This is a genomic window from Natrinema soli (genome assembly GCF_028618695.1).
The window spans coordinates 1-10,230 of sequence record NZ_JAQIVI010000026.1; the positions used below are offsets into that span (position 1 = coordinate 1).

The 10,230-nt window shown below is 62.9% G+C and carries 10 protein-coding genes and 2 pseudogenes; 2 read left to right on the forward strand and 10 right to left on the reverse strand.

Annotation, left to right across the window (positions count from 1 at the left end; translation table 11 throughout):
• A partial coding sequence (locus tag PGX04_RS02000; RefSeq protein WP_465263782.1) for a metallophosphoesterase family protein occupies window positions 1–431 on the forward strand: 431 nt, incomplete at its 5' end.
• Between the two features lie 600 nt (window positions 432–1,031).
• On the opposite strand, the pseudogene PGX04_RS02005 reads toward PGX04_RS02000, so the two are convergent.
• Window positions 1,032–1,215, reverse strand: a pseudogene (locus PGX04_RS02005) (FAD-dependent oxidoreductase); the annotation flags it as partial.
• 40 nt (window positions 1,216–1,255) lie between these two features.
• Complete coding sequence (locus PGX04_RS02010; protein WP_273736990.1) at window positions 1,256–1,390, reverse strand: transporter; 135 nt, start codon at window positions 1,388–1,390, stop codon at window positions 1,256–1,258.
• Window positions 1,391–1,521: 131 nt separating this feature from the next.
• Between PGX04_RS02010 and PGX04_RS02015 the strand changes: the two genes are divergently transcribed.
• Window positions 1,522–1,998 (forward strand): acyl-CoA thioesterase, encoded by a 477-nt coding sequence (locus PGX04_RS02015; protein ID WP_273736991.1) that lies wholly within the window; start codon window positions 1,522–1,524, stop codon window positions 1,996–1,998.
• A gap of 57 nt (window positions 1,999–2,055) precedes the next feature.
• Here the strand turns inward: PGX04_RS02015 and PGX04_RS02020 are convergent, their stop codons facing one another.
• The 8 genes and pseudogenes from PGX04_RS02020 to PGX04_RS02055 all read right to left on the reverse strand — a co-directional run.
• Window positions 2,056–2,775: an ABC transporter ATP-binding protein gene (locus PGX04_RS02020; protein ID WP_273736992.1), complete on the reverse strand. Its 720-nt coding sequence runs from the start codon at window positions 2,773–2,775 to the stop codon at window positions 2,056–2,058.
• Complete coding sequence (locus PGX04_RS02025; protein WP_273736993.1) at window positions 2,775–3,503, reverse strand: ABC transporter ATP-binding protein; 729 nt, start codon at window positions 3,501–3,503, stop codon at window positions 2,775–2,777. The genes PGX04_RS02020 and PGX04_RS02025 overlap by 1 nt, the downstream gene beginning before the upstream one ends.
• Window positions 3,500–4,618, reverse strand: coding sequence for a branched-chain amino acid ABC transporter permease (locus PGX04_RS02030; RefSeq protein ID WP_273736994.1), 1,119 nt, complete (start codon window positions 4,616–4,618; stop codon window positions 3,500–3,502). The genes PGX04_RS02025 and PGX04_RS02030 overlap by 4 nt, the downstream gene beginning before the upstream one ends.
• Window positions 4,611–5,501 carry a branched-chain amino acid ABC transporter permease gene (locus tag PGX04_RS02035; protein ID WP_273736995.1) on the reverse strand — a complete coding sequence of 297 codons (891 nt, stop codon included), beginning with the start codon at window positions 5,499–5,501 and terminating at the stop codon, window positions 4,611–4,613. The genes PGX04_RS02030 and PGX04_RS02035 overlap by 8 nt, the downstream gene beginning before the upstream one ends.
• 6 nt (window positions 5,502–5,507) lie before the next feature.
• On the reverse strand, window positions 5,508–6,827 hold the full coding sequence (locus PGX04_RS02040) for an ABC transporter substrate-binding protein (RefSeq protein WP_273736996.1): 1,320 nt from the start codon (window positions 6,825–6,827) through the stop codon (window positions 5,508–5,510).
• Window positions 6,828–7,034: 207 nt separating this feature from the next.
• The gene (locus PGX04_RS02045) at window positions 7,035–8,018 is read right to left on the reverse strand and encodes an MBL fold metallo-hydrolase (RefSeq protein ID WP_273736997.1); all 984 of its coding nucleotides are present in this window, start codon (window positions 8,016–8,018) and stop codon (window positions 7,035–7,037) included.
• Window positions 8,019–8,342: 324 nt separating this feature from the next.
• On the reverse strand, window positions 8,343–9,839 hold the full coding sequence (gene gatB / locus PGX04_RS02050; RefSeq protein WP_273736998.1) for an Asp-tRNA(Asn)/Glu-tRNA(Gln) amidotransferase subunit GatB: 1,497 nt from the start codon (window positions 9,837–9,839) through the stop codon (window positions 8,343–8,345).
• 121 nt (window positions 9,840–9,960) lie between these two features.
• Window positions 9,961–10,230, reverse strand: a pseudogene (locus tag PGX04_RS02055) (hypothetical protein); the annotation flags it as partial.

Consider the following 10,230-nt stretch of genomic DNA (forward strand, 5'->3'; position numbering starts at 1 on the left):
ACGCCGCCGGTGCCGATCTGATCGTCACGCCGGGCAACCACGATACCATGCTCGAGGAGGCCTTCGGCGGCGAGACGGCCGCCGAATACGAACTGGCCGACGGCGAAACGGTGGTCTGTCACGGCCACGAACGGCCCGATGCGACGGCGGACCGCTACATTATCGGCCACGACCACCCCGCGCTGGCGATCGAGGGGCGCAAACGGCCGTGTTTCCTCTACGGTCCCGCCACCTTCGAGGGAGCGGACGTGCTCGTGCTCCCGGCATTCACCCGGCTGGCCGCCGGTTCGACCGTCAACGGAATGGACGGCCGCGACTTCCAGACGCCGCTCGTCCGTGACGCCGACGGGTTCTACCCCGCGGTCAGGGACGACTCGAGCGGCGAGACGCTCTGGTTCCCGCCGCTGGGCGAGTTACGGCGGTTGCTGTGATTGCCGTCTACGTGTTCGATAGAGGAGAACTATGTCTCACACCAGACCGACCATCCGGTGTGCGGTGGCGCGCGCTGTCGGCCGGCTGAGCGTCGCGAGGCGCGAACACAGTGAGCGCCTCGGAAAGCGAGCGGTGACCGCAGGGAACCGTGAGCACAGTGAGGCCGGCTGACGACGTTGCGCGAGGTCTTCGCGAACGGAGTGAGCGAAGTCGTTCGAGACGGCAAAGCCGTCTCGTGATGCGAAAAATCTCCGATTTTTCAGCAGTTCGGTAGAGCAAGCTCTGACGGTGGATGAGTGAGCGCCGTGCGGCGCGAACGTTAGCGCGGGACCGGAGGTCCCGCGAACCATACGAACGGTGCGCGGTTCGGAGCGACTGCCGGGAGCGAGAACCGCGAGGTGAACGGGGAACGAGGTGACCCGTGAACGGGCCTTCGGCCCGTGAGTAGCAATCGGCTGGGGAGGGCGTGGCGATTCCCTGTTGCCACGATAGCAGGCACGTCATCTTACTCAGTCACTAGCAGAACCCACCGTTCCATTCACACGTCTACTGAATGCACGAACGGCTCGAGAGACCGAATCACGAGTCGGAAACACGACTCATCCCGACAGATCGGAGAAAACAGCCCTCGCGGCCTGCCGACCGCTCTCCATCGCACCCTGAATGGACGATTACCGCGGTACTCGCCCGCGAGATAGATCGGTCCCGCGGGACGCCGACGTCCGGCAGCCCTTCGAAACACCTCGGCGGCCGCGCGAACTGGGCGAACGGAGAGCGGTCGCTCGACCGGCCGCACTTCCGGATTCTGCGTCGACTCTCGCCGTCACACGTTCGCGAAGAGCCGAAGGCCGATACCGAGGAGAATCACCAGGATACCCAGCGCGGTTGCGATCGGTGGAATCGGGACGAGGAGCAATCCGACGCCGACGATCATCACCACCGTCGATACTCGAACCATGTACCCTGGTCGATGGCTCGAGGCATAACGCGTCGGCAGGCATTCACAGCGATTTGACCGGCGATCGGAATCGGAGAACGAACGCTTGCCGTGGCCGGTACGGTTTTGCTCGTCGCGGCGACGGTGTCGGTATGGGAGATCACGCTCCGAGCGAATCCGAACGCGAGTCCGACGGCCCCGCCTTCCAGCCCGTCTTCGAAAATCGCGTCCGCTTTGCCGAGACCGACCAGCAAGGGATCGTCTTCTACGGCGAGTACTTCACCTTTCAGGACGAGGCTGTCTCCGCGTTCTTCCGGGGGCTGGGCTACGGCTACGACGACATGCTCGAGGACGGCTGGCAGATCCACGTCGTCAACACGGAACTGAACTACCGCGCCGGCGCGGAGTTCGAAGACGTGATCGTCAACGAGCTGCGGGTCGCCGACATCGGAACGGCGAGTCTCGAGTACGAGTATCGGGCCACACGGAAGCACGACGACGAGATCCTGGCCGACGGAACCGTCACGCAGGTCGCCGTCGATCTCGAGACCGAGGAACCGACTCGAATTCCAGACGAATTCCGCGACGCCGTCGCGGCGTTTCAGGGAGGCCTCGAGTCCGACGAGTAGCGCCACGGCTCCGCCGGTCAGTTCAGTACCGAAAACGTCCGAAACGGAAAACGGTGGTCAGTGGACGCCGACGTACGCCTCGCGAACGTACTCGTTGTCGTGGAACTCGTCGTGAGTCCCCGACAGCTCGATCTCGCCGGTTTCGATCAGCGAGAGTCGTTCGGCGTGGTTCAGCGCGAACGTCGAGTTCTGCTCGGCGAGCAGGATCGTCAGCCCGGTCTCCGCCTGAAGCGTCTCGAGCGCGTCCCCGATATCCTGGATGATGACCGGTGCGAGTCCGAGCGTCGGTTCGTCGAGCATCAACACGTCGGGGTCGCTCATCAGCGCGCGACCGACGGCGAGCATCTGCTGTTCGCCGCCGCTCATGGTCTCGGCCTCCTGCTCGCGGCGTTCGTCCAGCCGCGGGAACAGGTCGTAGACCATGTCGAGGTCGTCTTCAACCTCGTCGCGATCGGTTCGGAACTGGGCGCCCATCAGCAGATTCTCGTGGACCGAGAAGTACGGGAACAGATCCCGATCCTCGGTACAGTAGATCAGGCCGTCCCTGACGATCTGCTGTGGTTTCACGGTGGCGAGATCCGTTCCGTCGTAGCGGATGGTCCCGTCGTACTCGACGAAGCCGGCGATGGCGTTGAGCATGGTCGTCTTGCCGGCCCCGTTCGGGCCGATCACGCCGTAGATTTCGCCCTCGTTGATCGACAGCGAGACGCCTTTCAGTGCGTGTGACTTGCCGTAGTAGACGTTAAGGTCCTCAACCTCGAGTATCGGATCAGTCATTATAGTCCCTCCCCGGCGAGGTACGCCTCCTGGACCGCGTCGTCCTCGGCGATCTCCTCGGGCGTTCCCGACGCGAGGAAGTCGCCGTTGTTGAGGACGACGACGCGGTCGACGAGTTCCATCAGCCCGCCCATGTTGTGGTCGACGACGACCATCGTCATGCCTTCCTCGCGGAAGCGTTCGATCTGAGCGGCGAGTTCCCCGATCTCCGCCTGGTTCATCCCGGCGAAGGGCTCGTCGAGCAACATGAGCTCGGGCTCGGTTGCCAGCGCCTTGGCGATCTCGAGGCGGCGAACGTCCGCGTGGGGTAGTTCGTCCGGCATCTCCTGGAGATCGTCTTCGATGTCGATGCGGGATGCGTAGTCGTATATCTCCGCCTGGCTGGCACCGCCGCGCAGCGAGACGATGCTGTTAGGGAGCGTGAACAGCTTGATGTTTCCGGCGACCGACATCGAGTCGATCGGGTTCGATTCCTGTGAGACTCGCGAAAGTCCCTTGTTGACGACCTGGTGGGTCGAATCGTCGGTGATGTCGGTACCGTTGAACCGGATCGACCCCGCGGTGACGCCGTAGATGCCCATGATGCAGTTGAACACCGTGGACTTGCCCGAGCCGTTCGGGCCGATCAGGCCGACGATTTCGCCCTCGTCGACCTCGAACGAGAAGTCGTCGACGGCGACGAGGCCGCCGAACTTCTTCGTGAGATGCTCGACTTCCAGCACGCTCATCGGCGATCACCTCCGAGCCGCTCGAGCCCGTACCACAGTTTGCGGAACAGGCCCTGGCGGGCGAACACGAGGATCAGCAGGACGATTACCCAGAGGATCGACCACTTGATTTCGCTCTCGAACCCTCCGAGAACCACGTCCTCTAGCATGATGATGAGGAAGGCACCGCCCAGCGGTCCGAGTATCGAACTCATCCCGCCGACGACGGCCATCGCGATCATCTCGATGCTGTTGTGGACTGCGATGAACGTATCGGGGTCGACGGTCCCGATTCGATGAGCGAGGAGAACACCGCCGATGCCCATCGGTATCGAACTGAGCACGAACGACCAGATCTTGAACTTCGTCGCGTTGATCCCGGCGGCTTCGACCGCAGACTCGTTCTCCCGGATCGCCAAGAGGACGAGTCCGATATTCGAGCGCGCAACGACCAACAGTGCGGCCGCGATCACGAGCATCGGGATCATGAAGACGTAGGTTCGCATCACCGGATCGGTGCTGTAGACCGCTTCGACTCCGGAGATGCCCAGTTCACCGCCAGTGTACTCGCTCAGCGGGTTGATCACCCGGGAGAAGATCAACACGGCGACGAACGTGATCAGCGAGAAGTACGGGCCGCTCAGTCGGAGCGACGGCAGTGCGATCGCGAGACCGATAACCAGTGCCGCGAGAATCGAGACGGGAATCGTGATCAACATCGGCATCTCCGGGTTGACGTTGTGGATCAACATCGCGGTCGTGTACCCTGCCCCGCCGGACAGCACCGAATGACCGAAACTGATGTACCCGGTGTATCCGCTCTGGATGTCCCAGCTCATTGCGAAGATGCCCCAGATGCAGGCCATCCACGTCGCCTGAACTAAGGTGTAGTTCCCCCAGAACGGGATCGTCAAGAGCGCAAGCAGCGAGCCGAACAGCACCAGGAACTGGAGGCCGTTCATCTCGCCGAAATACCGGCCGAGCGACCAGTTGTAGATGTTCGCAAGCGGCTGGAGAGCTCGATTGAGGGGACCTGTGACGGTACTCAGTCCATTGATGGCCGTACCGCCAAATCGGCTGGCGGCACCTCTGAAGCGCCCGGCGATACCACTCGAACGGTCTGTTTTACTACTCATGGGCAAACTCCCTCCCGAAGAGCCCCTCCGGTCGGAGGAGCAAGACGGCGACGAGGACGACCAGCGAGAAGATCCCCTGGTATCCCGTGCCGAGGAATTCGAGCGTGAATTGCTCGAGATAACCGATGAAATAGGCGGCGACCACGGAGCCTTTGATGCTGCCGATACCGCCGATTACGACGATGATGAACGCGATCGCGAGCGGGTTGAGCCACATACTGGGTGAGGTGGTCTGAAGCGTTCCCAGGAACACGCCGGCGATTCCGGCCAGCGCGCCCGCGATCAACCACGTTCGTGATTTTACGGACACGAGATCGACGCCGGTTAGCTGTGCGCCTCGTTCGCTCATCGACGATGCGAGGATCGACCGCCCCTCGTCGGTCCGGCTAACGTAGTACCACAGGAGGCCGATCGAAATCCACGAGACGATGAACCCGAGGATGTACATGTGATTGATCCGAGTACCGGCCCACTCGAGATTGAGCGAGCCGTCCACGATCGGGAGGAGCGTCCGTGGACTCGCACCGAATTGGTGATGGACGAGTTCCGTGAGGAGGAGTGCGATCATGACCGTCGAGAGGAACGTGATCACGATGTTGTCCTCGATGTGTCGGACAAGCCCACCGTATAGCAGGTACGATGCGAGCGCAGTCACGACGATCGCGATGACGAATCCCAGTGCCGTCGGTACCGTGATCGAGCCGAACACCGACGACGACGTGACCACTAAGAACGAGTACGCACCGATCATGATCAGCCCGCCGTGGGCGAGATTCAACACGCCCCCGACGCCGAAGATCATGGTAAATCCGATGGCGACGAGCGCATAGATCGCGCTCATCATCGCCCCCAAGATCAGTACCGAGAGAATTGCATCAAGCATATCGTCTTACATCCAGGATGGCGGCATGTGGTCTGCCGTGCTGTCCGCTTTCGGATAGACGATCTGTTGACCTCCGCCGCCGTTACCGTCGGGCTGCCACTGCGTGATCGGGTAATTGACCTTATCGTCCTCGTTTCGCGTCTCCTTGACGTCGTGGGGATACTCCGAGTCCGTCCCGTAGAGAGAGATATCCGTCGCCGCGCCGGTGTGTTCGACGCTCAGCATGGCGTCGACGATATCGTCGAGATTGTCACTGTGGTTGGCGGTCCCGGCCTCCTCGACGACCTTGCTGTAGAAATGGATCGCATCGTAGGTGTTGAATCCCATGTACATAGGCTTGCTCGGCGCCTCCCCGTCGCCGTGCTTCTCCTCGTACTTGTCGACAAAGTCCATCGTTTTGTCCGTTATCGGACCGACCCCGCCGCCGCCGGACTGGGAGGTCGTCTCGTAGATACAGCCGCCGTTCGACAGGTCCCAGAACTGGGGTGACATCGATGCGACGTGTACGCCCTCGAGAGCGAACGGATAGTTCCCGGCCCAGTCCTTGAGGAGCTGTCCCCGCCCGCCTTTCGCAAAGAAGCGGATCACTGCGTCCGCACCGGCGTCTTCGATCCCGTCGAGGAACGGCGTGAAGTTCGAGGTGTCCGCGCCTGGGACTTCCTCGTAAACGAGGTTGAGACCGCGGTCCTCGAGATAGCCCGGAAGCAAGTTGCGGAACGGCCTCGTCCAGGCCGCCTCTTCGGGCAGATGCGCGAAGTCCGTCCAGCCGTGTAACTCGTTGAGATACTCGGCGTAGTCGGCGATCGCTTCGGCCTGCAGTTCGGAGTTGATCGGGCCCGTTCGAAAGATGTTCTTGTACTTATCGTAGTCCTCGTTGACCGTGTTCTTCAGCGTACTCGAGTCCGCCGACCCGGTGATGAGGAACGGAACAGTGCTGTCCGCAATCGGCTGATCGATGATCGCCTGGGTGACTTCGCTGCTGAACGTCCCCACGATCACGTCGACGTTCTCCTTGTTGATCATCCGCTCGACGATCGGCGTCGTCGTGCTGACCTCCTGTTCGGTGTCCTCGTTGATCAGTTCGATCTCCTGATCGAGCACCCCGTCCCCCTCTTTGAGTTCCTCGACAGCGATCTCGGCGCTGCGCTTCGATCCCTTCCCCATCGACAGGCCGGTCGGTGCGAGATGCCCAATCGTCAGCGTTCCGTCGTCACTGCCACCCTCGACACCACCGAGACAGCCGGCCAGCGTCGTCGTCACCGCACCGGCACCGGCCGCTCCGAGAAACGTTCGCCGTCCGAGTGAGTGCTTACCATCCCTACTCAAGTTGCGATTATTATTATCTTCGTTAGCCATTGTGTACCAGTGAGTTACCGATTCTCACTCTCCAGTTTTGAGTCACCCGTAATAAAGGTGAGGGAAGTTAGCAAGGATCTTGTGAACTATACACGAGTGTAGTATTTTACATTTTTCTCGAGGGACGCAGAGAAACAGGTGACGCGGGATAGACGCTGCTCGAGCCCGAGCGACCGTTCACTGACGTTCAACGGACTTCGTCCTCGAGCCGGTGCCGACCGGTTCCTCGAGGAGCCGATACTCGCCGTGTTCGAACGCGACGACGCCGTCGTGGCGGAGGTGATCGAGATGGGCGAAAGTCTCTCCCGGCCCGTGGACGATGTGGATTCCCTCGAGGTCGCCGAACAGGTGGGCGCTGACCGTCCAGGCGTCGGCCGGTCCGTGGTCGTCCAGAAACGCGAGGATCGCATCCGTTCGCTCGCGGTGGTGCTCGAGGATCGCGTCTGCGCGAGCGGTCGGCTCCGCGATCGGATCGCGGTGGCCGGACCAGACTCGCTCGTAGTCCCGATCGATCAGTCGGTCCAACGTCGCGACGTAGCGCTCGAGCGGGCGCTCGACTCGGACGTCCGCGCCGCCGACGTTCGGCGTGTACACCGGCAGGAGGGCGTCGCCGACGAACGCCTCGTCGCCGCTCTCGGTTTCGAAACAGCACAGCCCCGCCGCGTGCCCCGGCGCGTGAACCGTCTCGAGCGTCCGACCGCCGACCGCGAGCGTCTCCCCGTCCTCGATCGGAGTCGGGTCGGCCGGCCGTCCCTTGATGTCGGCCGACTCGAAGAAGGCCAGGAGTTCGGCTCGTGCATCGTCGGGGACGCCCCACTCCTCGAGGAGTTCCCGACGCCGCTCCTCGACGGTGGCGACGGCGTCGGGGTCCTGTGCGACCAGCGGGGCGTCGGCCTCGTGGACGTAGACGGTCGCGTCGCTTTCGGCCTGGATTTCGCCGGCCAGTCCTGCGTGATCGACGTGGAAGTGGGTGAGGACGATGTCGTCGACGTCGGCGAACTCGTAGCCGCGCTCGGCGAGCCCCTCGCGGAGGTCTCGACGGACGTCGTCGGTGGCGATGCCGGTATCGACGAGTGCGAGTTCGTCGGCATCGTCGTCGGCGAGGACGTAGGCGTTGTTTCGGCCCTCGAACTCCTCGTTTCCGAGTACGATGCGGTCCATATCGTCTACCCACATGTCGCCCGCTAATAATTCGCGCGATAGCGGAACGGCACGAGACGAAGGGACGGTCTCGCTCGGCTCGGTAAAACGTCAGTAGCATTTCAGTACAGTGCGAATAGAGAGGGTTCTGATGGAAAGGAGTGAGAAGAAATGTTCTGCTATCGTGGCAACACGGAATCACCACGCCCTCCCCAGCCGATTCGCTCGCACAATATCGTCAGCTGCCCTCACTCTCGTTCGGCCAGCCGACAGCGCGCGCCACCGCACATCGGTTGGTCAGTCTGAGTGAGAAATCAAAAGTAGAACATAACCACTAACCGCCAATCAGTCCTCGAGTTCGGCCCGCAGCAACTGATTCACGTCACCGGGGTCCGCGCTCCCGCCGGTCTTCTGCATCACTTGGCCGACGAGGAAGTTGATCGCGCCGTCGTCGCCCGACTCGTAGTCGTCGACGGCGTCCGGGTTCTCGTCGATCGCGTCGACGACGGCCTGTTGGACCTCGTCCTCGCCGGTCTTGCCCAGCCCCTCCTCGGACACGACTTCGTCCGGCGTTCGGCCGTCGTCCAGCATCGATCGCAGGACCGTCTCGCGGGCGTTCTTCGCCGTGATCTCGTCCTCTGCAACGAGTTCGACGAGTCGCTTGACTTCCTCGAGGCGGCTCTCGATCCCGGTGATTTCGATATCGCGGTAGTTGAGTTCGCCCAGCAGGTTGTCCGCGACCCAGGTCGCCGCGAGGTCGGGATCGAACTCGCCGGCGACGTCCTCGTAGAAGTCCGCGACCTGTTTCGTCGAGGTGAGCTTCGAGGCGGCCTCCTCGCTCAGCCCGTACTCCGCCTGAAATCGCTCGCGGCGGGCCGAGGGGAGTTCGGGGATCTCGATTTCGTCTTTCCAGTCCGAGACTCGCAGCGGCGGCAGGTCGGCCTCCTCGAAGTAACGGTAGTCCTTCTCCTCCTCCTTGGAGCGCATCGAGACCGTGATTCCCCGACTCTCGTCCCAGTGGCGCGTCTCCTGCTCGACCGCGCGGCCGCGCTGGATGGCGTTCTTCTGGCGAGTCTCCTCGTAGGCCAGCGCTTTCTCCGCGCCCTTGTGACTCGAGATGTTCTTGACCTCTGTCCGGTTGGCCGCCTCGAGCGCGTCCGTCCCGATCTCGTCGGTATCGTCGCCGTCGATCGCTTCGTCGGGGATGATCGAGAGGTTGGCGTCGATCCGCAGGCTGCCGTCGCGTTCGGCGTCGAAGACGCCCAGGTACTCGAGGACTTCCTCGAGTTCGGCCAGAAACGCGCGCACCTCGCCGGGACTGCGGAAGTCCGGCGCGGTGACGATTTCCATCAGCGGCGTCCCCGCGCGATTGTAATCGACGAGCGTGTACTCCGCGGAATCGATGCCGCCACCGCCGCCGACGTGCTGGAGACTGCCCGGGTCCTCCTCTAAGTGTGCGCGCTCGATCGCGACGGTTCGGCGCTGGCCCTCGACGGAAATCTCGAGTTCTCCCTCCTGACAGATCGGCTCGTCGTACTGGGTGATCTGGAAGTTCTTGGGCAGGTCGGGGTAGTAGTAGTTCTTCCGGTGGAAGCGGGTCTCCTCGGGGATCTCGGCGTCGATCGCCTTGCCGATCTTGACGGCGGCTTCGACGGCGGCCTCGTTGAGCACCGGCAGCGCCCCCGGCAGGCCGAGACAGACCGGGCAGACGTTCTCGTTGGGCTCGTCGGTCCGGTCGGTCGAACAGCCGCAGAAGATCTTCGTGTCGGTCTCCAGCTGGACGTGGACCTCGAGACCGATGACGGTCACGAGGTCGCCCTGCTGGACGGTCTGGGCAGTCATTGGGCCTCGATTCGGGCCGGGCGGGGTAAAACGTAACGGGACGCGGTTGCGAGCCGGTGCCGGGTGAGAGGGCGCAGATGGGGACGACCGCACGGCCGAGCGAGACGAGCGTCGAAGTCGCTCAGTACCGCCGTTCGAACACCGTTCCGGACTCGCCGACGACCAGCTGCGGCGATCGAGCGGTGCCGAGCGCGACCGAGCGCAACTCGTTGCCCGGCCGGAGGTCGACGAGTTCGGTCCAGCCCTCGAAGGCGCGCTCGTAGATCGCCCCCGACGAGGAGACTGCCAGTGCAGTGTCGCGATCCCGCGCGAGCGCCGCGATCGGCTGTTCGCCGAGCGTGGTCCGTGACCAGTCCACGCCGTTGTAGGTGTAGACGACGCCGTTGCCGCC